Source organism: Aliiroseovarius sp. B-4 (genome assembly GCF_056857795.1).
Map to the genome: position 1 here is coordinate 118,745 of NZ_JBSXNV010000026.1, position 21,872 is coordinate 140,616.

Consider the following 21,872-nt stretch of genomic DNA (forward strand, 5'->3'; position numbering starts at 1 on the left):
AGATAAGCACAATTTAGACGAAACGTCCCTGAGGCATGGGTTGGCTTATGGTAAAAACACCGCTTTCAAATCTGCCCCTCGATTGGGTCCGCGCGTTCGAGGCCGCGGGACGCACCGGCAGTTTCACCGCCGCCGCAGCGGAAACGGGTCTGACGCAAGCCGCGATCAGCCAGCGGATCGGCAATCTTGAGACGCGTCTGGGTGCGACCCTGTTCATCCGCCAGCCGCGCGGCGTCATCCTGTCGGTCGAGGGCGAAGCCTGGTTGCCCTATGTCACCCATGCGTTGGGGACGCTGCGCCAAAGCTCGGAGGAGTTGTTCGGCATTCAACGGCGGCGGGTGACGGTTTGGGCCAGTGCGTCGGTCTTGCAATTGTGGATCGCGCCGCGCCTGTCCGGGCTGTCGCTTGGTGACGAGGTGGAGCTGAGCTTCAAGACGCTGGTTCTGGCGTCCGAGGATGGACCGGGCGCGTCGGGCGTGCGCATCCGATATGGCAACGGCGATTGGGACATCGCGCGGCGCGCGCGGCTGTATGACGAGGCGCTGACGCCGGTGGCCGCACCCGCACTGCTGACATCGGCAGGGCAGGGGGGGTGGCAGGGTTTGCCACGCCTTGGCCTGTCGGGGCCGCGCGGGGGTTGGCACGACTGGGCGCGCGCGACGGGGGATGCGCCGACGCCGGTGCCGTTGTTGCGGTTTGACACGTTCACCGCCGCACTGTCGGCGGCTGAGGCCGGGGCTGGTGTGCTTCTCGCCTCGTTGCCTTTGGTGCAGGGCGCGATCGAGGCAGGGCGGCTTGCGCGCCTGTCCGAGGCGGTGCTGCCATCGGAAAACTCCTATTGGATGGTGGCTGAAGATCGCGACGTGACCCGCCGCCAGTGGGAGGCGCTGACCCGTCAGTTCTGCGCTTGACCTTACGTAAGGTAAAAGCGCGAGAAACACATTTTCTTGCGGCATTCCGTTGCATCCCCCGTTAAAAGGCGCGTGATAGGTGACGAAAGGGACGGTGTTCGGGTGAAAGACACGGGCGTTACGACACAGATTCGCTTTGACGCTGTCGATCATGTGATCGACGGACGAACGATTCTGTCTGACGTCTCGGTCAATCTGAGCGCACGGCGGATCGGGGTGATCGGCCGCAACGGATCGGGCAAGACGACGTTCGCACGGATCCTGGCCGGCCTGATTGCGCCGAGCGCGGGCAAGGTGACAATCGACGGGATCGACCCGGCGAACGATCGGCGCGCGGCGCTGTCGCTGGTGGGCATCCTGTTTCAGAACCCCGATCACCAGATCATCTTTCCGACCGTGATCGAGGAGGTCGCCTTTGGCCTGCGCCAACAGGGCGTGGATGACCCTGATGCCCGCGCCGCGGCTGTCTTGACGCAATTCGGCAAGGCCCATTGGCGCGAGGCCCATGTGCACAGCCTGTCGCAGGGGCAAAAGCAGCTTGTCTGCCTGATGTCGATCCTTGCGATGACGCCACGCATCCTTATCCTGGACGAACCCTTCGCAGGGTTGGACATTCCGACCCGGATGCAGCTGGCCCGGTATCTGAACCATTACGACGGCACGCTGGTTCATGTCTCGCACGATCCGCGCGATCTGGCGGGGTATGACCATCTGCTCTGGTTGGAACGTGGCGCGCTGCAAGGGCAGGGGGGTGATGTGCTGGACGATTTCACCAAGGACATGACGCAGCAAGGAGAGAGCGATGATATCTCTGACCTCGCCCGTTAGAACCCGCGCCCATGGCTGGCCCGCCGGGGTTAAGCTGGCGGCGCTCTGTGTGGCGACGGTGCTGTTGTTCAAAGCGCAAAGCCTGTGGGTTCATGGCGCGGCCTTTGCCGGGATGCTGGTGCTTTATCGCCTGCCCGGCCGGGTGTTTTTCCGGGCGGGGCTGCGGGCGCTGCGCGTGCTGTGGCCTTTCGTTGTGATGCTGGTGATCTATCACCTTGTGACGCGCACGCCCTATACGGGTGCGGTGATTGTCTTGCGGATGGTCACGGCGGTCGGTTTGGCGACGCTGGTCACGATGACCACGCAATTGTCCGACCTGATTGCCGTGGTGCGCTGGCTGGTGACGCCGCTGCGCGCCATGGGGCTGAAAACCGCCTATTTAGAGACTGCTATTGCGCTGGTCATCCGCTTCACGCCCGTTCTGCTGACCAAGGGCACCAAGCTGATCGACGCGTGGCGCGCCCGATCGCCGCGCCGCCCCGGTTGGCGGATCATCTTGCCGTTTACGGTCCTTGCGTTGGATGACGCGGACCACATCGCCCAGGCGCTGCGCGCGCGTGGCGGATTTGATGCTATGGAGAAGTAACACATGGAAAAGAATGTCACCCTGATTGCCCTGTTTGCCGCCCTGATTGCGGCGCTGGGTCTGATCCCGCAAATCGCGCTGCCTTTCGGCGTGCCGATCACCGCCCAAAGCCTTGGCATCATGCTGTGCGGCACGGTGCTGGGCGCGAAACGCGGCGCGCTGGCGGTGCTTTTGTTCCTGCTTCTGGTGGCGCTGGGTTTGCCACTGTTGGCTGGTGGCCGTGGTGGTCTGGGTGTGTTCACCAGCCCAACGGCCGGGTTCCTTGTGGGCTTCCCGATTGCAGCTTTCGTCACCGGTCTGATCACCCAGACATGGCGCAAGGGGCCGCTGGCGGTCAGCGCGGGGGTCGCTTCGGTGATTGGCGGGATTGTGGTGCTCTACCTCTTCGGGATATCGGGCTTTGCGCTGGTCACGGGTAAAACCATGGGTGAAGCAACCGTGGTCATGGCGGCCTTCATCCCCGGCGACATCCTGAAAGCCGTAATTGCCGGGATGCTGACCGCAGCCCTGGCCAAGGCGCGCCCGGCCAGCGTCTTGTCGCGTGTCTGAACCGGGGGACTAGCCTTTATCAAACAGACGACCCAGCCCAGGGCGTGGGTCGTCGATCCCGGCCAGCCGGAGCATGTGCCACGCCAGCGCGGGATTGCTGGCGAGCACGGGTTTGCCGGTCACATCTTCGATCGTCGGGATCACGTCCAGACATCTGAGCGCCGTGCAGGACATCACGATCGCGTCGCAGGGCGCGGCGTCGGCCACTTGACGGGCCGCCGCGATGATGGATGCGGGCGCGATCCGCGACACGATCTGGTCATTGCTTTCCTCAAACGATCCGAAACTGGCGATCTGGAACCCGGCGTCGGTCAGCCGGTCACGCATGGTTTGGGAAACCTCGGCGATATAGGGCGACATAAATCCCAGCCGCGTGACACCCAGATGGCGGCCGCCTGCGATGATCGCGCTCAGCGGGTCGGTGACGGCAGCACCGGGGCAGACCGACCGGATCGCGGCGGCGACCTTGTCCGGTCCGATGACCGAGGTGGCCGAGGTGCAGGCATAGCCGATGGCGTCAAAGCTCAGCGCCGGGGGCAGAAGCCGCGCGGCGGCGGGAAGGTCCGCCAACATTTGCGGCAGAGTGTCGGGGCGAATTTCCGGGCCCATCGGGATGCGCGTGTGGTAAAGCGCGACGCTGGGCACATCCATGATCCGCCGAAACTCGTTTTCCAGCGTTTCGTCGTTTTCCAGCACGATCACGCCCAGATTGGCGCGGGTGCCGATGCCTTGATCCGTGTCGAAGGTGAGTTTCATCTAGATCACCTGAAGGTCATGCGGCGCGCGGGTGGTCAGAAGCTCAGCCCCTTCGGCCCGCACGACGATGTTTTCTTCATGCACCATGATCCGCCCGTCGCCATAGCCAAGTGACGGCTCGAGCGTCAGAACCATGTTTTCTTGCAGCACAGTTTCGTCAAACGCGGCGTGGGACGGCCATTCGGTCAGCTGCATCCCCAACCCGTGGCCCAATCGGCCCACATCGCCGCCCTGGTCGTCCATCTCGGCGATCACCGATTGCATCGCGTGGAACAGATCGCGGCAGGTGTTGCCGGGGCGAGCGGTGTCGATCCCGGCTTGGGTCGCGCGCCACAGCACGTCATAGGCGCGGCGGGAAGAGTCATCGGGCTGACCCACCGCCCAATTGCGGTCGAAATCGCAGAAATACCCGTCCCAGGTGGCACCGGTGTCCAGCATCACGATATCGCCATTCGCGAGCGGGCGCGAAGAGGGGGGTGAGATCACATCGTGATAGCCGCCCTGATCTGCGCCCCCGACCAGATAGGGCACATCGTCGGCCCCTTGCGCCAACGCCTCGCGTCGGAAGGCGCGAAACAGCGCGTCCAGCGGCAGACCTGCGTGCGCGATGTCCGGAACCTTGGCGAACGTGCGTGACCCGATGGCGCAGATATGGGCGATCTTTTCGATCTCGCGCCCGGATTTCACCATGCGCAGGCTGCGGATAATCCCGGTCGCGTCGTTGATGCGCAGTCCCGGCAGACCCGCCATCAGGCGTTCATAGTCACCAAGGGGCATGCGCAGCATCGTCTCGTGCCCCTTCAGCACACCGATTACCGCCCCTTCGCGGGCCATGGGGCTGAGCAGATCGGTCAACAGGCTGATCCCGTCATCCGCCGGGGCCGGAGCGGACCAAGTGCGGATGTCGTCAAGCCACGTTGTGCGCATCAGCGCCGCGCCGATTTCGGGGATGATCGCGATGGGCGTGCCGGTGGCGGGCACGAACAGGAACCACGGACGGGTGGGGCTTTGCCAGAACAGCGTGTGAAAGCCCGAGAAATATCGCACCTCTGGTTCCGTCATCAAAAGAAGCCCAGCCAAACCCGCGTCAGCCATCCGGGCCTGCGCGCGGGCGGTGCGGGCCGCAAATTCTTGCTTTGGAAACCCTCGGGCTGGGTCGGGCATATACGGTCCTTTCGGGCGCAAAAGAGTGCTCCGGCATAGACTAACCACAGATTTGCCCGTGGGAATAAATATTTCCACCCGCTCGGCAGACCGTGCATTCGCCAACCCGTTGGGTGGACCCGTTAATTTTGCATCAAATCGGCGAATCTGTCTGGCTTGGCCCTTGGCGCAAAAGCACATTCTGGCTAACGTAGGACGGTCGGTAAAACCGACAGAGGACATCACCGGGACAAACGCGATGGATCGGAAGAACACGTCCTCTCAGACACAGGAAGACAGTCTGACAGGAAGAACACGGGAAGAAGCGATCGAGCGGCTTTATGATGTGGCGCTTGATCCGACGCGGTATGAGACATTGCTGGATGTCTGGGAAACCGCCATCGCGCCCCTTAGGGAAGGCGCGGATTTCAGCGCGCCCCGCCTGTTGGACGATGCCACCATCTCAAGCCATTTTGAACGCGCGGGGGCCTTTCTGGATCGGCTGGATCAAAGCAGCACGCAGACCCAGTTAAGCGCGGTTCTGGCCCATTTCGACAAGGTGGCGGCCTTTCTGTTTGACGCAGATCACAAGGTGGCTGCGGTGAACCCGGCGGCGCGCGCGCTGTTGGGGCTTGAGGTCGGGGCCGAGCTTGGCTCGATGCTGGTCAACCCGGACGATATCGACAGCATCCTGACGACCTCGCACGCGTTGCTGAAAGGGCACGGGGAAAACGCGGCGGTGCTGCGGCTGAGGTCACGCGGCAAGGGGCATTTCATCGTGGTGCGCTTGCAGGTGCGGCAGGTGAGATCGGGCGAGCGTTATGTGCTGGCGGCCTCGTCCGAGGTCAGTTGCCCGGCGGGGTTTCCCGACATTCTGAAACGCGCCTTTGATCTGACCACCGCCGAGGCCGACGTGGTGCAAAGCCTTGTCGAATGTTGCTCGGTCAAGGATATCGCGGAACAGCGGGGGCGGTCGATCGACACGGTGCGGGCGCAGATCAGGTCGATCCTGTCCAAGACGGAAACGCGGTCGCAGGTCGAACTTGTGCGGCTGGCCTTGTCGCTGATGGACATGTCAAACCTGACGATCAAGGCGGACCCCGGTCCGCGGCTGTTGAGCCGCGGTTATGCCAGCCTGACGGAACGGCCCTTCAAGACGCTGGTCACGCCGGACGGACGGCGGTTGGATTACCTTGTGCTGGGCGCGGCCGACGGTGTGCCGCTGTTGTTTCTGCCGCTGGATTACGGGCTGGTGCGCTGGCCCGCCTCGGCCGAGGCGGAAGCGACCCGGCGCGGCATTCGCATCATCGTTCCGGTCCGCGCGGGCTATGGCATGTCGGACATGATCGCCAAGGCGCAGGATTACGATACGCTCGCCACGCAGGACACGTTGCAGATACTGGATGCCGAAGCGGTCACGCGTTGCCCTGTGATCAGCCTTGGATCGGACAGTTTCTATGCGATGAAACTGGCCACGCACGACCCGCACCGGATCAGCGCGATCATCGCCACGGCGGGCATTCTGCCGATGACCCGTCGCGAGCAATACGAGCGGATGGAAAAATGGCACCGGTTCATTCTGGCTGGTGCGAAATACACTCCGCATTTGCTTCCGTTCATGGTGAAGGCCGGGTTCTATCTGGCGCGCAAGATCGGCAAGCGGGGGTTCATCCATGCGGTCTATGGCAATTGTCCGGCGGATGTCGAAACCTTCGAAAATCCCGAAGTGTTCGAAGCCATGGTGACGGGGTCGGAAACCGCGTTGACCGAGGACTTTTCGGCCCACGAGGCGTTCTCGCGCATGGTGCTGGGCGAACAGAAAAGCGACTGGACCCCAATGGTCAACGCGTTGAGCGGCAGGTTGCCCGTGGTGTTTTTCAACGGCACCCACGATCCGCAGGTTCCGGTCGCGTCGCTGGACGAGTTTCGGCAGGACCACGACTGGATTGATTACCGTGTTTACGACGACAGCGGGCAGTTGATCTTTTTCCGGCATTGGCAAGACGTGCTCGACGAGGCGGAAAAACATCTGGTGCGTTAACTTTTACCCAATGTTGGGTATGACCTGTGCAGCCAATGCTTCTAACTTTTAATCTATTGAAACCAAGGATTTTAAGTTGCCAGACGTATTCTCAATTACAGGGATATTCCCGAACTGTTGCTGTGCAGGAGTTCATGGATCATTTGCCCATTTCGATGGGTTTCGCGTTGATCCGAGAAGGGGGTGGGCGTGTGGTGATGGCGCGGGGCTTTTGCTGTCGGGGATATCGACAGCAACCCCCGTGTTCTAGACCCATATTCATGCCACCGGACCGCGGACTTCCTGCCGTGGTTTGGTGGCATTTCTTTTTGGGTGATATTGGGGTGCTTTGCCGAGGGGTGGAGTGATACCAAAGGGCAACCCGCCGCTGGGCGCGTCAATTACTGGCTCGGTTTGGCAAGGCGGCGGGTTGCTTTTTACGAGCGCGCCCCAATGACCGGATGAGCCTAGCGCATCGGACCGCAGGCTTGTTCAACCGAACCGAAAACCGGTGCCACGGTGTCATAGAAATTCGCGATGGTCATATCCTCGGGCAGATTGGTGCGCAGGGTGGCGGGATCGAGTTGCCAATTGAGAGTTATGCCGAACATCTCGGGCGTCATCTGATCTTTCAATCCGGCAAATGAACACGGGCAGTTTGCAACCGCATCAGAATTATCCGACCAGTCATAGGCTTGAGCCATCTGCGTGCAGAAGGCTGCGGGATCGTCCAGGTCGATCATGTCCGCGCGGCCGACGGTCGCGGTGAGAATTGCAATCAGGATCGTTGAAAGCCGCATGATTTACACCTGAACAAAGAAATGAATGAAGACAGAATGCCTTAATCCGGCGCAACAATCAATTTTTGCTGATGAACGGAAAGCAGGCGCGGACTTTTTTGCAGACAGCCGATTTCCTGTCAAAAACAGTCGGGAAAGTTCGATTTTGTTGACATATGTCAAGCTGTTTTCATCACGAATCCGTTATCCAGAAGCTTGGATAACTGAACTGGAGGCCAATATGCGAGAAGTCATGACCAAGACCATGGCGCGTAACGTGTTCTATGGCGGCTCGTTGTTTTTCATTGTGGTCTTTTTGATCCTGTCGGCGCATTCGGTGCGGTACGTAGTTACCAAATCGACAGCAAATGCCGAACTGACAGACAGCGTGGCGCGCGGCAAACATGTGTGGGAAAGAAACGCCTGCATCAACTGCCATACTTTGATGGGCGAAGGCGCGTATTTCGCACCCGAGCTGCAAAACGTGATGTCCCGATGGGGTGTCGCCGACGATCCCGAGGCAGCGTTCGAGGTGCTGAAGGGTTGGATGGAAGCACAACCGAGCGGCATCGAGGGACGGCGTCAAATGCCGCAATTCAACCTGAGCGACGAACAGATTCGAGAACTTGCAGACTTCTTCCTGTGGGTGAACACCATCGACGCACAGGGCTGGCCCCCCAACGAGGCGGGCTAAGGCCGGAAGAGGAGACGTGAAATGAAATACCAAACACAAAAAATTGCCTATTGGTACTTCCTGGCAGCGATGGCGGTGTTCGCCGTTCAGGTGCTGGGGGGTCTGTGGGCCGGCTGGATTTATGTCAGCCCGAACTTCCTGTCCGAGCTCATGCCGTTCAACATCGTTCGCATGTTGCACACCAACGCGCTGATCGTCTGGCTGTTGCTGGGCTTTTTCGGGGCGGCCTATTTCCTGATACCGGAAGAAGCTGAACGCGAGATACATTCGCCGATGCTGGCCTATATCCAGCTGGGCATCATGCTTCTGGGCACGGCCGGTGCAGTCTTGACCTATGTGTTCGACCTGTTCCATGGCAACTGGCTTCTGGGCATGGAAGGGCGCGAGTTCATCGAACAACCCGTCTGGGTCAAGATCGGCATTGTCGTCGCCGCCTTGATCTTCCTGTTCAACGTGTCAATGACGGTTCTGAAGGGTCGCAAGACGGCCATATCGAACGTGCTGCTTCTGGGACTTTGGGGCCTGGCGCTGCTGTTCCTGTTTGCCTTCTATAACCCGGCCAACCTTTCGCTGGACAAAATGTTCTGGTGGTACATCGTTCACCTTTGGGTGGAGGGGACCTGGGAACTGGTCATGGCGTCGATCCTTGCCTTCCTGCTGTTGAAGCTGACCGGTGTTGACCGTGAGATCATTGAAAAGTGGCTCTATATCATCGTCGCGACCGCCTTGTTCTCGGGTATTCTGGGCACTGGGCACCACTACTACTGGATCGGTCTGCCCGGTTACTGGCAGTGGATTGGTTCGATCTTCTCATCGCTTGAGGTGATCCCCTTCTTCGCAATGATGAGCTTCAGCTTCATCATGGTGTGGAAAGGCAGACGCGACCACCCGAACAAGGCGGCCCTTCTGTGGGCGCTGGGGGCTGCAACTGTCGCCTTCTTCGGCGCTGGTGTCTGGGGTTTCCTGCATACGCTGCACGGTGTGAACTATTACACCCACGGCACACAGATCACCGCAGCCCACGGTCACTTGGCCTTCTATGGCGCCTATGTGTCGGTGAACCTGGCGATCATCACCTATGCCATGCCGATCCTGCGCGGACGTGATCCGTACAACCAGGTTTTGAACATGGTCAGCTTCTGGCTGATGACTGGCGGTATGTCTTTCATGACCTTTGTCCTGACCTTTGCAGGAATCATCCAAACGCATTTGCAACGTGTGCTGGGCGAGAACTACATGGATGTTCAGGATAGCGTGCAGCTCTTCTACATCATGCGGTGGGGCGCGGGCCTTACGGTTGTGATCGGTGCAATCCTGTTCATCTATTCGCAGCTAGTGCCGCGTCGTGAGATCATTGAACCGACCGATGAATATGAAAGCGAAGGTGCCTGATATGGCTGCCGTTGACAAGAAAACGGAGGGGGCTTCGGCCCCCTTCTACTCACCCGTTTCTGACGAATGCGATGTTTTCGAAGCCGCTGAACGCCATGGGCTGCCGCTGCTTCTGAAAGGTCCGACCGGTTGTGGCAAGACCCGCTTCGTCGCCCATATGGCCGCCCGTCTGGGTCGCCCACTTTATACCGTTGCCTGTCACGACGACCTGTCCGCGTCCGACCTTGTGGGGCGTTACCTGCTGAAAGGCGGGGAAACGGTCTGGGTCGATGGCCCGCTGACCCGCGCGGTGCGGGAAGGGGCGATCTGCTATCTTGACGAGGTGGTCGAGGCCCGCAAGGACGTTACCGTCGTTCTGCACCCGCTGACCGACGACCGCCGCATCCTGCCGCTGGACAAAACCGGCGAGGAAATCGAGGCCGCACCCGGCTTCATGCTCGTGGCAAGTTACAATCCGGGCTATCAGAACATCCTGAAAACCCTGAAACCTTCCACCCGCCAGCGCTTCCTTTCGATTGACTTCGATTTCCCCTCCCACGACCGGGAAGTTGATATTGTGACGCGTGAAAGTGGGCTGGATGCCAACCGGGCGACGTCCCTTGTCCGGTTGGCAAACAAATTGCGTGGCCTGAAAGGTCAGGATCTGGAAGAGGGCGTTTCGACCCGTCTGGTGATCTATTGCGCCACGCTGATCGAAGACGGCATGTCCGTCGAACGCGCCATTCGCGTGGCGATGATCGAACCTTTGTCCGATGACGAAGACGTCAAGCAAGGGCTGATGGATCTGGTCACGGCGATCTATGGCTAAGGCCACCCCCGCGACCGGCCAATAGGCCGGTTGCGGGTTCTTTTGCACAGGACGCAAACCTGACACCCGAGGTTCCCCATGTCCGAACGAATTTTCGACCCTTTCGAGCCGGAAGAAACCGTCGGCAAGCTCTGGCACAGATATGCCAGCCGACTGGACGCCCCCGGCATTCACGATGAAAACGCTGTCACCCTGACCGAAGTCGAGGGGCGACTGGGCGTCTTCTTCCGTGGGCTTGGCGGGTCACACGCGACCGAGATCAAGCAGGCCACCGTTGCGGCCTCGCATCACCGCCTGTCGTTCCGCCGGTCGCTTGGCACATGGCGCGAAACGCAGGCGCGCCCCAGCTTTGACGGCGAGGCATTGCGCCTGCCCGAAACCATCGCGGAATTTCCGGCCCGCGAAGCCAATGCGGCGCTGTATTTCTGGCTGGTCGCATCGGTCGCACACGCGCCTGATCCGGTAGGCGACGCCGATCCGCTGCGTGCCGATCTTCGGGCGCTGCGCGCATCAATCGCGATGACGCAGGCGACGTTGAAGGAATGTCCCGGCCTGCGTGGGTTTTATGAAACGCTTGTCGGCGCGTGTCGTGCCATGCGACCGGATGCAAAGCTCCCATCCGTCGAGGCCGCGATGGAAGCGGCGATTGATCATCTTCTGGGTGGGCCGGAACCAACCCGCAAGATGGCGATGGAATTTGTGGCACTGATCCGCACGCCCGATGCAGACCTGTCGCATTTGGTGGCGCCGCGCGGCTATCGTCCTTTCCGACCTGTGCCGATGTGGCCCGACCTGCGCCCAATGGCGGCGCGGATGCCAGCGGACCGGCTGGACGAAGGCGACGAAGAACAAGGCAGTGGCCCCGGCGACGAGGCCGAGGGCACCAAGGCTGCGCGCCGGTCAGAAAGCGATCTGGCCGAACGCCGTGACAGCCTGATCCTGCACAAGTTCGAAGCGATCTTTTCCTGGGTCGAAAGCCTGAACATGAACCGTCGCATCGAAGATGACGACGAAGACAACGCCCGCCGGGCCGCCGAAGATCAGGACGAGCTGGCGCTGGGGCAGGTGTCGAAAAAGACCGCCACGCGGCTGAAATTCCACCTTGATCTGTCGCCTGAAGATGCTGAACGCGAGCGTCTGTCGGGCAAGCACCTCTATCCTGAATGGGACCACCGCACATCGAGCTATATCCCCGATCACGCCCGCGTCCTGTCCAGCGTCGCGGACGAGGTTGAGGTGATCGAACATGACCCCGCCACCAACCGCCGCATCCGCGCCGTAAAACGCCAGTTCGAGGCGTTGCGCCCGAAACGGGTGATCCTGCCGCGTCAACTGGACGGCGACGAACTGGATCTGGAAGCCGCAATTGCCGCGCAGGTCGAGCTGCGCGCCACGGGCCGATCCAGCGACAGGGTCTATCGCGCCACGCGGGTGATGGAACGAGATCTGGCGATCTCGGTCCTGATGGATGTGTCGCGCTCGACCGAAAGCGCGATTGGCGACCGGCAGGTGATCGACGTGGAAAAAGAGGCCCTGACCGCGATGGCGTGGGGGCTTGAGGCATGTGGCGATGATTTCGCGATCCACACCTTTTCATCCCTGAAGCGGGGCCGTGTCTTCGTGCAGGAATGCAAGGGGTTCGACGAGCGTATGGGACCGGTGGTCGAAGCACGGATCGGAGGGCTGACACCTGCCTTTTATACACGGTTGGGCGCGGCGATCCGTCATGCGTCGGCCGGGTTGGACGAGCGCCCGAACACCCGCCGCCTGCTGTTGGTCATCACCGACGGCAAGCCCAACGATCTGGACCATTACGAAGGCCGCCACGGGATCGAGGACAGCCGCATGGCGGTGCGCGAGGCGCGGATGAAGGGTCATGCCGTGTATGGTGTGGTCGTCGACCAGAAAGGGCAGGGCTGGGTGAACCGCATCTTTGGTGCGGATGGGTTTTCCATCGTGCCAGACCCCACGCGACTGACCGCCGCATTGCCCGAGATCTATCGCCAGATTACCGGTGGCGCATGACGGATCAAACCTCGGTGCTGGATGAATTGCCCGGTGATCTGATGATCTGGGTTCTGATCGTATCGGAGCTTCTGGTCTTCGGCGCAGGGCTTTTGGCATTCCTTGGCATGCGGGCGATGGACCCTGTGGGGTTCGCAGCTGACCAAGCGGCGCTGAACCGCGTGGCGGGTGCGGCCAACACCATTGTGCTTGTCACCAGCGGCTATTGCGCGGCGCGCGCTGTGCATTCGGCGCATTCTGTGCGTCATATGCGCTTGTGGCTGGCGGCGGCGATGGCGTTTGGCGTCGTGTTTCTGATCGTCAAATGGTATGAATACGCCGAGAAGGCCCGCCACGGCATCGGTATCGAGACCAGCGATTTCTTCACCTTCTACTATCTTCTGACCGGGTTTCACGCGCTGCATGTGGTGGCCGGGTTGATCATCTTCGCGCTTCTGATGCGCTGGGGAAACCCCCGCAACCTGGAAGCCGGTGCCGCGTTCTGGCACATGGTCGATCTGGTCTGGGTGCTATTGTTTCCTATCATTTATCTGGTGCACTGATGTCGAACGCTGTCCTGACCCGCGCGCTTGTGTTGCTGATCGCCCTGAGCATGGCGACCACTGTGTTTGCCGGTGTCCTGCCTGATGCCGGACCGATCTTCGTGCTGACCGTGCTGATCCTGTCGGGTCTGAAATCCTTCGTGATCCTGTCGGATTATCTGGGCCTGCGTGCCGCCCCAACATTTCGTGGCGGGTTCACTGCGTTTCTGATCGGTTTTCTGGGTCTGGCCGCACTGCTTTACGCGCTGCCCTTCGCGATGTAGGGGCGATTGACCATGATCAAGTAAACCAACCGCGAAAAACGCTAAACTCATCCAAGAACATGACAGGAGTCCTGAAATGAAAACGCTCTATCTGGCCATACTGGCCGGCATCATGGCCTCACCCGCCTTTGCCAATCACGACCAAACATTGCTGCACGAGGCGGTGAATGATGGACATTCGCACGGTGTTGGTGTGGCTACGGCCTGGCTGGGCGGCACTGCGGTTGCCATGATCATTGCCCTGGTCGCCGTGCAAAAAGTGGTATACCGCAAGAGATGACGGAACATGACAAAAACTCTGGCCGCTGGCCCGTTTGGGCCGTGGCCGCTGTGCTGTATCCGCTGGCCATGGGGGCGGCGGCGGTTAACCTGTTTTTCCTGTTTCTGATGCTGCAAGCTGTCGGCTTGCGTTCATTGACCCCGATCGAGGCTATCGTTGGCGGCATCGTCCTTGGCGTTCCCTTCACCTGGATCACCGGCAAATGGATACATGGTCTGATTGTGCAGGCGGAAGACGACGCCTGATACCAGGTGTTTTTCTGCCGTCCCCGCCGGACTTGACTTTGGTCATTCGACCGAACCGATCAGCCCTTAACCTGCCGAACATATGCCACCAAAGGGGCTTCTCATGGCGAACCTGTTCAAACGAGTTTTCAGCGAAGGGTTTCGCGCCTTCTTTTTGGCGGCCGCGATCTGGGCGATCCTGTCTGGCGTGATGTGGGAGCTGTGGTTGGGCGCGCAAGCGTCAGGCGGCACGGCGGGCTTGTCGGATCTGTCGATGCCCCCCCATCTGTGGCACGCTCATGAAATGCTGTTCGGCTATGCAGGTGCCGCTGTCGCAGGGTTTTTCCTGACCGCTGTGGCCAGTGGGCGGGGCATGATCATCGGCGCGCTGGCTGCGTTGTGGCTGGCAGGGCGGGTGGTGCTCTGGTCCTCTGCCGCGCTGCCACCTGTGTTGGTCGCGGTGGTTGATTTGTCTTTTCTGGCGGCGCTGGTCGTGCGGATCGCAGGCCAGTTGCGCAAACGCCTGAACCCACAACACGCGATCTTTCTGGTCTTTCTTGTCACGCTGCTGGTCGCCAATCTTCTGGTGCATCTGGAGTGGGCGGGCGTCACGTTGGACACGGCCAGCGCGGGACTTCGCGTCGGGTTGTTGGCGCTGTGCGGGCTGATCGTGGTGCTGGGCGGGCGGGTTACGCCGGGCTTTATCCGCAATGCGATGAATCGCGCGGGAAAGCCGCCTGAAACCCTGCCGCCGCACACCCCGCGCCTTGATCGGCTGGCGGTGCTCACCGCGATCGCCCTGCCGTGGAGCGTGCTGATCCCGATGCTCGCACCCGTCGTGGCGCTGGCACTGGCTGTCATCCACGGGCTGAGACTCAGCCGGTGGCGCCCACATTGGGCGTTGCGCGACCCGCTTCTGTGGTCGCTGTTTGCCGCGCAATTCCTGATGGTGATCGGATTTGTTCTGTGGGCCTTCGCGGGTTGGGGCATCGGGGACGAAGTTGGCGCGTTGCACGTGTTGGGGCTTGGCGGCATCGGCGGCATGACGCTTGCGGTGATGAGCCGTGCGACGCTGGGCCATACGGGTCGCGCGCCCATTGTGCCGGGCATCGTCGCGGTGGGGTATGGGTTGATGATCCTGTCGGCCCTGACCCGATGGCTGGCCGCAGAGCTTTTGTATCGCTGGTATGACCCGCTGATCCTGTTGGCCGGGGCTGCGTGGATCGGGGCTTTTACACTGTTCCTGGTGGGTATGATACCGGCGCTGACCGGACCACGGGTGGCGCGCGCGGCCCCACCCCCGCCGCCACCAACGCCACCGCATATGAAATCTTCGGCGACTTGACGTTGGTTAAGTGTGGCGGGGCAAGCCTGTGCCACAAATCGACCATGGCCCACCCAACGAGGTTGTTCCCACATCCTCGTCCTGTTCTGCGAATACGGCCTCTGTGATCCTGTCGCCTCTGTTCTTGGGTGAGGCCGGCGGCGCAACCGATCACGTTCGGGTTTACGAACCCATGGACCAACCGCCCGGGCGCATCTGATGCGTTTCGAGGCCGGAGCCATCCGCAAGGGTGGCGGGCGGTTGGTCTATCTTACACCTTACCCGTCGATTCGCATTTCTGCCCGAGACTTGACAAACATCATGTCTGGCTGCGCCCCGGTGCGGTTCAATAACCAAACAGATAATCCACCCAAGGGGCACCCCATGAATTATCAGGACTATTTCAAAACCCGCCTTGATGCGCTGCGCGAGGACGGAAACTATCGGGTGTTTGCCGACCTGCAACGCAAACGCGGTGCCTTTCCCAAAGCCCACCATACGGGCAAGGATGGCGCGGGCGATGTGACGATCTGGTGTTCGAACGACTATCTTGGCATGGGGCAACACCCAGATGTTCTGGCCGCGATGCACAACGCGATTGATACGGTGGGCGCGGGGGCCGGGGGCACACGCAATATTTCCGGCACCACCCATGACCACGTGTTGTTGGAGGCCGAACTGGCCGATCTGCACGGCAAGCAAGCCGCGCTTCTGTTCACGTCAGGCTATGTCTCGAACTGGGCGGCGCTTGGCACGCTGGCGTCACAAATTCCCGGCTGCATCGTGTTTTCGGACGCGCTGAACCATGCCTCGATGATCGAAGGTATTCGCCATTCGAAAGCCGCGCGAGTGATCTGGAAACATAACGATCTGGATGATCTTGAGGCCAGGTTGGCCGCCGCCGACCCCGACGCGCCAAAACTGATCGCCTTTGAAAGCGTCTATTCGATGGATGGCGACATTGCCCCGATCAAAGAGATTTGCGACCTGGCAGAAAAATATGGCGCAATGACCTATCTGGACGAGGTGCATGCGGTTGGGCTTTATGGGCCACACGGGGCAGGGGTTGCCGAACGTGAAGGTCTGATGGATCGCCTGACGGTGATCGAAGGCACGTTGGGCAAAGCCTTTGGCGTGATGGGCGGCTATATCGCGGCCTCGGCCGAGCTGTGTGATTTCGTGCGCAGCTTTGCCAGCGGGTTCATCTTCACGACGGCGCTGCCGCCTGCCGTGGCCGCAGGCGCGCGCGCGTCGGTGCAGCATCTGAAACGCTCGAATGTCGAACGCGACCGCCAGAAGGAACGCGTCGCGAAGGTGCGCGAAGGGCTGGATGCGATGGGCATTCCGCATATCGACAACCCCTCTCACATCATCCCTGTGATGGTGGGCGATCCGGTGAAATGCAAGTTCATCTCGGACACGCTGATGCGCGATTATGGCGTTTACATCCAGCCGATCAATTATCCCACCGTGCCCAAAGGCACCGAACGTCTGCGCATCACCCCGTCGCCGGTGCATTCGGACGCGGATATCGCGCATTTGTTGGGAGCATTGGAAGAGCTGTGGCACCAGTGCGAGGTTGCGCGGGTTCCGATGGCGGCGCAGTAGGCGCCTAGCCCTTCCAGTCCAGCGCGATCGGCGGCGCGATGTGCAGAAGGTCCACCGCCCGCGCGGCGATTTGGTCGACCACCTGATCCACGCTTTTCGGCAGCATATAGAAGGCTGGCACCGGCGGCAGGATGATTGCTCCCATTTCCGTGGCTTGCGTCATGTTGCGCAGATGGGCAAGCGTCAGTGGCGCTTCGCGGGTCATCAGAACCAGCGGACGGCGTTCCTTGAGCTGCACACTGGCGGCGCGCGTCAGAAGGTTGTCGTCCAATCCGTTTGCGATGGCGGCCAGGCTGCGCATCGAGCAGGGCGCGACGATCATCCCCGCAACGGGGGCGGAGCCAGAGGCAATCGACGCGCCGATATTGCCACGTTCGTGGAACCGGGTCGCCATTGCGGTGATCTGGTCAAAGGCATCGGCGCCGCATTCTTCGGCCAAGGTGCGTTCGGCGGCGGCGCTGATCACAAGGTCGATCTCGGCCCCGATCGCCGCAAGGTGCCGCGCGGTGGCAAGGCCAAGCGCCGCCCCCGATGCGCCCGCGATGCCAAGGACGACGCGGGTCATTGGGACAGCTCCGGCAAATGTCGCGCCAGAATGTCGGCGGCAAAGGCCGCGTCTTGCGCGTTGGTGTGCATGACGTCGCCCCATTCGCGGCTGGTTTCTGCGCCGATCTTGTTGGTGGCGTCGATGCCGATCTTGCCGGCAAGCCCCGGCTCGGGCGACGCGAAATCAAGGTAATCCATCGGCGTCCTCTCCAATATCGTCACATCGCGCGACGGATCCATCCGCGTGGCGAGCGCCCATGCGATGTCATCCCAATTGCGCGGGTCGATGTCATCATCCACGACAATGATCATCTTGGTATAGCTGAATTGCGGCAACATCCCCCACAACGCCATCATCACGCGGCGCGCCTGCCCCGGATAGCGCTTGTCGATGGCAATCACCGCCATGCGATAGGACGCGGCGGCGGGGGGCAGCCACAGGTCGCGGATTTCAGGAATTTGCGCGCGGATCAGGGGCAGGGCGAGGCGGTTGAACACCTCGCCAATGATCGCTGGTTCGTCGGGCGGACGTCCGGTGTAGGTGGACAGGTAAATCGGGTCTTTGCGGTGGGTCAGCGCGCTGACCTGCATCACGGGGAAGGGGTCGACCTGGTTGTAATATCCGGTGTGATCGCCAAACGGGCCTTCGGGCGCGGTTTGGGTCGGGTTAACCCAGCCTTCGATCACCATCTCGGCATCCGCGGGCACCATCAGGGGGATGGTCTTGGCGGGCACAACGCGGGGCCGCGCGCCGGAAAACACGCCCGCGAAACCAAGTTCCGACACCGTTTCGGGCAGGGGAAGGGCGGCGGACAGAAGCGTGGCCGGGTCCGCGCCCAAGGCGATTGCCACGGGCATCGGTTCACCTTGCGCGGCCCAGCTTCGGTGATGCGCAGCGCCGCCCCGATGCGCCAGCCAGCGCATGATGATGCGGTCGCGGTCAATGACCTGCGCGCGGTAGACGCCCGCGTTGTAGCGGTTCACGTCGCCTGCATCGCCGCCAAACGGGCGGGTCAGAACAACGGGCCATGTGATCAGCGGCCCTGCGTCGCTGGGCCAATGGGTCTGGATCGGCAGGGCGGAGAGGTCCACGGCGGTGTGAACCTCGGCCTGCACCGGCGCGCGGCGCATGATCTTCGGTCGCGTGGCAAGCGCGGCTTTCAGCATCGGCCAGCGCGACAGCGCATCGCGCATCCCGTCGGGCGGCGTGGGTGCGCGTAAGGCGGCCAGAAACGCGCCAAGCTCATCCAGCTTGTCTTGTGTGATCCCCAGCCCTGCGGCGACGCGTTCGGGCGTGCCGAACAGGTTCACCACGACCGGAATGTCGGACACGCTGCCCCCTTCCAGCACGGGTTTGTCAAAGCGCAGAACCGGGCCGCCACGGTCCAACACCGCGCGGTGCACGGCGGTCATCTGGTGACGCACCGACACGGGGTCGGGCACGGCGGTCAGGTCGCCGCGCGCCGCCGCCCAATCGAGATAGGCGCGCAGGGTGGGGAAGGGGGGCAGGGTGCGGATGGTCGGCTCCTTCTTGCTGATCGTTTACCGCTATCACCCGGCTGTGATCGGGCAATTGACCTTGATCAAGTTGCTCCGCGCTGGGGCTGTTATCAAGGTCTGGCGGAAACACCCGTTTGCCCGTGTTCAAGAGGTGCGCCATGCAGGACCATGCCGTCCAACTGCCTGTTTTTCCACGCCTTCCGGCCTTCGCCCTGCGCGGGTTGCCATTGACACCTATCGCACTTGCGCTTGGCGCGTTTGCCCGCCGGATGGGCGCGCGGCACCCGTCGATGTTCAAGCGGCTGGGCGACTATGGCAATGCGCGTTTCGTGCTGGACCCGACCGACCTGCCGGTGACGCTTTTGCTGGAACCCCGCGCGGGCCATCCCCGCCTGCGCCTGTCGCGCAAACCGATTGAGGGCGACGCGCGGATCGCCGGGCCTCTGTCCGGGCTTCTGGGCATGGTGCACGGGGCCTATGATGGCGATGCGCTGTTTTTCTCGCGTGATCTGGTGATCGAAGGCGACACCGCCGCGGTTCTGGCCCTGCGCAACGCCATTGATGATGCCGAGCTTGATCTGGCCGCCGAAGCCGAGGCGATGTCCGGTCCGTTCGCGGCTCAGGTCAAGCGCCTGATTGGGCTTGCTGAAACCAAAACCGGCGTGGCCCTGTCGCGCCACGAGGAGGACCCCCTGTGGTAATGGAAATCGTTTGCCCCGCCGGCACGCCCGCATCCCTGCGCGCGGCTGTGAAAGCGGGGGCGCACACCGTCTATTGCGGGTTTGCCGATGAAACAAACGCGCGCAACTTTCCCGGCCTGAATTTCGACCGCGACGAAATGCGCGAGGGCGTGAAATTTGCCCATGACCACGGCGCGCAAGTGCTGGTGGCGATCAACACTTACCCCCGCGCGGGGGCCGAGGCGATCTGGCACCGCGCGGTGGCGGACGCGGAAAAATGCGGCGTCGATGCGGTGATTCTGGCCGATCTGGGCCTGCTGGCCTATGCCGCGAAACACCACCCCGGCTTGCGTCGGCACCTGTCGGTGCAAGCCGCCACTGCCAATGCCGATATGTTGAATTTCTATGCCAGCGAATTTGGCGTGAAGCGCGTCGTGCTGCCGCGCGTCTTGTCAGTGCCGGAAATCGCCGCGATCAACTCCGAAACCGAGGTCGAGACCGAGGTGTTCGTCTTTGGCGGCCTGTGCGTGATGGCGGAAGGGCGCTGTTCGCTCTCCTCTTACGCCACTGGGCTGTCGCCCAACATGAACGGCGTGTGTTCGCCCGCCAGCCATGTGGACTATCACGATGATCACGGCGCGCTGTCGGCCAAGCTGGGCGGGTTCACCATTCACAAGGTTGGCGCGGATGAACCCGCGCCTTACCCCACGCTGTGCAAGGGGTGTTTCAGCGCGGGTGACGCGACCGGGCATCTGTTCGAAGATCCGGTCAGTTTGAATGCCGAGAAGCTGATCCCTCAACTGGCGAAGGCCGGGGTGACGGCGTTGAAGATCGAGGGGCGGCAACGCTCGCGATCCTATGTCGCGCAGGTGGTGCGCAACTTCCGTGCCGCTGTCGAGGCGCAAGCCGCGGGCCGCCCCATGCCCGAGGGGATGTTGGCGCAACTGACCGAAGGGCAGGCCGCGACCGCGGGTGCCTATAAGAAAACCTGGAGGTAGCCATGCAGTTGACCGTCGGACCAAACCAGTTTTTCTGGAAAGCAGACGCGTGGAGCGCGTTTTACGACCAGATGGCCGCCGCCCCCGTGGACCGCGTTGTGCTGGGCGAGCTTGTGTGCTCGAAACGCTTGCCATTCTACCAGGACCGCATGCCGGGCGCGATTGAAACGCTGCTGGAGGCGGGGAAAGAGGTTGCCGTGACCTCGCTTGCCCTTGTGACGTTGAAACGCGAACGTAAACTGACCGCCGAACTTGTCGATGCAGGTGTCGAGGTCGAGGTGAACGACCTGACCACGCTGGCCTATCTGCCCAAGGACGTGCCGTTCTCGGTCGGGCCTTTGGTCAATGTCTATAACGAAGGCACGCTGGCATGGCTCGCCGATCGTGGGGCCACGCGCATTTGCCTGCCGCCGGAATTGCCGTTGGCATCTGTCACCGCGCTGGCGGCTGAGGGCGCGGCGCGCGGCCTGGCGATCGAAGTGTGGGGGCATGGCCGTTTGCCGCTGGCGATCTCGGGCCGTTGCTATCACGCCCGGCTGCACAAACGCACCAAGGACAATTGCCAGTTTGCCTGCGAGGATGACCCCGATGGGCTGTCGGCGCGCACCTTGGAAGACCAACCATTCCTGGCAATGAACGGCGTGCAAACCCTGTCGGACAGTTGCGCCAGTATGGCCAATCAGTTGGAGGTGTTGGACAAAGCCGGCGTGAATGCGCTGCGACTGTCACCGCAAACCGGTGATTTTCTGCGCGTCTGTCAGGCGTGGCGCGACCGGATTGACGGGACGCTGGACGCAGCCGCATTGTCTGAAAAACTGGAAACCCTGTCGGGCGGTATGCGTCTGTCGGATGGATTTTTGACCGGTGCACGCGGTGCCGATTGGTCGCGTGCCAAAGAAGGAGAACCCGCATGAGGATTGCGTGTATCACCGCAGACGGGCGGGGCGAAACCGACCGCCTGATCGCCGAGGCCGCCGCCACCCTGGAAGCCGAAGGCTTTGTGCTGAACGGAATCGTGAAAGTCTTGCAGGACCAGCCCGCAGGGTCGCATCATTGCGATATGGACGTGCGGGTGCTGGCGGACAATCGCACCATTCGCATCACGCAATCCTTGGGCGCTGGGTCCGAAGGATGCCGTCTGAACCCCGAGGCGATAGCCGAAGCCGTGGCCGCCGTCGATCAGGCCAGCGTCAATGAGGCCGACGCCTTCATCCTGAACAAGTTTGGCCCGGAAGAGGCCGAAGGGCGCGGGTTTCGCGCCGCCATCGCGGCCGCATTGGAGCAGGACATTCCGGTCTTGGTCGGGCTTGGCGGGGGGGAGGCCAGCCGCAAAGGCTTTGCCGAGTTTGTCGGCGATATGGCCGAAACCCTGCCCGCCGACCCCGATGCGATCCTGACGTGGGTGCGCGGCTGACC

The 21,872-nt window shown here is 61.8% G+C and carries 24 protein-coding genes; 19 read left to right on the forward strand and 5 right to left on the reverse strand.

What is annotated here, in order from left to right:
- Positions 1–35: 35 nt before the first annotated feature.
- The 4 genes from AC13C8_RS02275 to AC13C8_RS02290 all read left to right on the forward strand — a co-directional run bounded on the left by AC13C8_RS02275 (position 36) and on the right by AC13C8_RS02290 (position 2,874).
- Entirely contained in the window at positions 36–911 is an 876-nt protein-coding gene (locus AC13C8_RS02275; RefSeq protein WP_245744805.1) for a LysR family transcriptional regulator, read from the forward strand.
- 72 nt (positions 912–983) lie between these two features.
- Positions 984–1,739 carry an energy-coupling factor ABC transporter ATP-binding protein gene (locus AC13C8_RS02280; protein ID WP_482846291.1) on the forward strand — a complete coding sequence of 252 codons (756 nt, stop codon included), beginning with the start codon at positions 984–986 and terminating at the stop codon, positions 1,737–1,739.
- Positions 1,714–2,325, forward strand: a complete 612-nt coding sequence (locus AC13C8_RS02285) for an energy-coupling factor transporter transmembrane component T family protein (RefSeq protein WP_482846292.1) — start codon at positions 1,714–1,716, stop codon at positions 2,323–2,325. Before AC13C8_RS02280 ends, AC13C8_RS02285 begins: the two co-directional genes overlap by 26 nt.
- Before the next feature lie 3 nt (positions 2,326–2,328).
- The gene (locus AC13C8_RS02290; protein ID WP_482846293.1) at positions 2,329–2,874 is read left to right on the forward strand and encodes a biotin transporter BioY; all 546 of its coding nucleotides are present in this window, start codon (positions 2,329–2,331) and stop codon (positions 2,872–2,874) included.
- A gap of 9 nt (positions 2,875–2,883) precedes the next feature.
- Here AC13C8_RS02290 and AC13C8_RS02295 read toward each other — a convergent pair whose 3' ends face one another.
- Together AC13C8_RS02295 and AC13C8_RS02300 are read right to left on the reverse strand one after the other, a co-directional pair.
- Positions 2,884–3,630 (reverse strand): maleate cis-trans isomerase family protein, encoded by a 747-nt coding sequence (locus AC13C8_RS02295; protein ID WP_482846294.1) that lies wholly within the window; start codon positions 3,628–3,630, stop codon positions 2,884–2,886.
- Positions 3,631–4,794 (reverse strand): M24 family metallopeptidase, encoded by a 1,164-nt coding sequence (locus AC13C8_RS02300; protein ID WP_482846295.1) that lies wholly within the window; start codon positions 4,792–4,794, stop codon positions 3,631–3,633. It abuts the gene before it with no gap.
- Positions 4,795–5,032: 238 nt separating this feature from the next.
- Here AC13C8_RS02300 and AC13C8_RS02305 point away from each other — a divergent pair, with 238 nt between their 5' ends.
- Positions 5,033–6,814 (forward strand): bifunctional helix-turn-helix transcriptional regulator/alpha/beta hydrolase, encoded by a 1,782-nt coding sequence (locus AC13C8_RS02305; RefSeq protein WP_482846296.1) that lies wholly within the window; start codon positions 5,033–5,035, stop codon positions 6,812–6,814.
- A 446-nt stretch (positions 6,815–7,260) separates the two neighbouring features.
- On the opposite strand, the gene AC13C8_RS02310 is transcribed toward AC13C8_RS02305, so the two are convergent.
- Positions 7,261–7,593 (reverse strand): hypothetical protein, encoded by a 333-nt coding sequence (locus AC13C8_RS02310; protein ID WP_482846297.1) that lies wholly within the window; start codon positions 7,591–7,593, stop codon positions 7,261–7,263.
- 220 nt (positions 7,594–7,813) lie between these two features.
- Here AC13C8_RS02310 and AC13C8_RS02315 point away from each other — a divergent pair, with 220 nt between their 5' ends.
- The 10 genes from AC13C8_RS02315 (at position 7,814) to hemA (ending at position 16,732) form a co-directional block, all read left to right on the forward strand.
- The gene (locus tag AC13C8_RS02315) at positions 7,814–8,266 is read left to right on the forward strand and encodes a c-type cytochrome (protein ID WP_091433773.1); all 453 of its coding nucleotides are present in this window, start codon (positions 7,814–7,816) and stop codon (positions 8,264–8,266) included.
- Positions 8,267–8,287: 21 nt separating this feature from the next.
- Entirely contained in the window at positions 8,288–9,658 is a 1,371-nt protein-coding gene (locus tag AC13C8_RS02320; protein ID WP_482846298.1) for a cbb3-type cytochrome c oxidase subunit I, read from the forward strand.
- Between the two features lies 1 nt (position 9,659).
- Positions 9,660–10,466 (forward strand): AAA family ATPase, encoded by an 807-nt coding sequence (locus tag AC13C8_RS02325; RefSeq protein ID WP_482846299.1) that lies wholly within the window; start codon positions 9,660–9,662, stop codon positions 10,464–10,466.
- Between the two features lie 78 nt (positions 10,467–10,544).
- A complete protein-coding gene (locus AC13C8_RS02330; protein WP_482846300.1) occupies positions 10,545–12,491 on the forward strand; it encodes a nitric oxide reductase activation protein NorD in 1,947 nt (648 codons plus the stop codon).
- Positions 12,488–13,033 (forward strand): cytochrome c oxidase subunit 3, encoded by a 546-nt coding sequence (locus AC13C8_RS02335; RefSeq protein WP_091433665.1) that lies wholly within the window; start codon positions 12,488–12,490, stop codon positions 13,031–13,033. Before AC13C8_RS02330 ends, AC13C8_RS02335 begins: the two co-directional genes overlap by 4 nt.
- On the forward strand, positions 13,033–13,296 hold the full coding sequence (locus tag AC13C8_RS02340; protein WP_091433667.1) for a hypothetical protein: 264 nt from the start codon (positions 13,033–13,035) through the stop codon (positions 13,294–13,296). The genes AC13C8_RS02335 and AC13C8_RS02340 overlap by 1 nt, the downstream gene beginning before the upstream one ends.
- A 76-nt stretch (positions 13,297–13,372) precedes the next feature.
- Positions 13,373–13,576 carry a hypothetical protein gene (locus AC13C8_RS02345; protein WP_091433669.1) on the forward strand — a complete coding sequence of 68 codons (204 nt, stop codon included), beginning with the start codon at positions 13,373–13,375 and terminating at the stop codon, positions 13,574–13,576.
- A complete protein-coding gene (locus AC13C8_RS02350) occupies positions 13,573–13,821 on the forward strand; it encodes a hypothetical protein (protein ID WP_091433673.1) in 249 nt (82 codons plus the stop codon). Before AC13C8_RS02345 ends, AC13C8_RS02350 begins: the two co-directional genes overlap by 4 nt.
- Before the next feature lie 103 nt (positions 13,822–13,924).
- On the forward strand, positions 13,925–15,145 hold the full coding sequence (locus tag AC13C8_RS02355) for an NnrS family protein (protein WP_482846301.1): 1,221 nt from the start codon (positions 13,925–13,927) through the stop codon (positions 15,143–15,145).
- 363 nt (positions 15,146–15,508) lie between these two features.
- A complete protein-coding gene (gene hemA, locus AC13C8_RS02360; protein ID WP_091433779.1) occupies positions 15,509–16,732 on the forward strand; it encodes a 5-aminolevulinate synthase in 1,224 nt (407 codons plus the stop codon).
- Between the two features lie 4 nt (positions 16,733–16,736).
- Here hemA and AC13C8_RS02365 read toward each other — a convergent pair whose 3' ends face one another.
- Both AC13C8_RS02365 and AC13C8_RS02370 read right to left on the reverse strand, forming a co-directional pair.
- Positions 16,737–17,297 (reverse strand): UbiX family flavin prenyltransferase, encoded by a 561-nt coding sequence (locus AC13C8_RS02365; RefSeq protein WP_482846302.1) that lies wholly within the window; start codon positions 17,295–17,297, stop codon positions 16,737–16,739.
- Positions 17,294–18,796 carry a UbiD family decarboxylase gene (locus AC13C8_RS02370; RefSeq protein WP_482846320.1) on the reverse strand — a complete coding sequence of 501 codons (1,503 nt, stop codon included), beginning with the start codon at positions 18,794–18,796 and terminating at the stop codon, positions 17,294–17,296. The genes AC13C8_RS02365 and AC13C8_RS02370 overlap by 4 nt, the downstream gene beginning before the upstream one ends.
- Before the next feature lie 140 nt (positions 18,797–18,936).
- On the opposite strand from AC13C8_RS02370, the gene ubiT reads away from it, so the two are divergent.
- From ubiT to AC13C8_RS02390, 4 genes are read left to right on the forward strand one after another with little or no spacing between them, the layout of a single operon-like run.
- Positions 18,937–19,479 (forward strand): ubiquinone anaerobic biosynthesis accessory factor UbiT, encoded by a 543-nt coding sequence (gene ubiT, locus AC13C8_RS02375; RefSeq protein WP_091433684.1) that lies wholly within the window; start codon positions 18,937–18,939, stop codon positions 19,477–19,479.
- Entirely contained in the window at positions 19,479–20,456 is a 978-nt protein-coding gene (gene ubiU / locus AC13C8_RS02380) for a ubiquinone anaerobic biosynthesis protein UbiU (protein ID WP_482846303.1), read from the forward strand. Before ubiT ends, ubiU begins: the two co-directional genes overlap by 1 nt.
- 2 nt (positions 20,457–20,458) lie before the next feature.
- On the forward strand, positions 20,459–21,370 hold the full coding sequence (gene ubiV / locus AC13C8_RS02385) for a ubiquinone anaerobic biosynthesis protein UbiV (RefSeq protein WP_482846304.1): 912 nt from the start codon (positions 20,459–20,461) through the stop codon (positions 21,368–21,370).
- Positions 21,367–21,870: a DUF2478 domain-containing protein gene (locus AC13C8_RS02390; RefSeq protein ID WP_482846305.1), complete on the forward strand. Its 504-nt coding sequence runs from the start codon at positions 21,367–21,369 to the stop codon at positions 21,868–21,870. The genes ubiV and AC13C8_RS02390 overlap by 4 nt, the downstream gene beginning before the upstream one ends.
- Positions 21,871–21,872 lie beyond the last annotated feature (2 nt).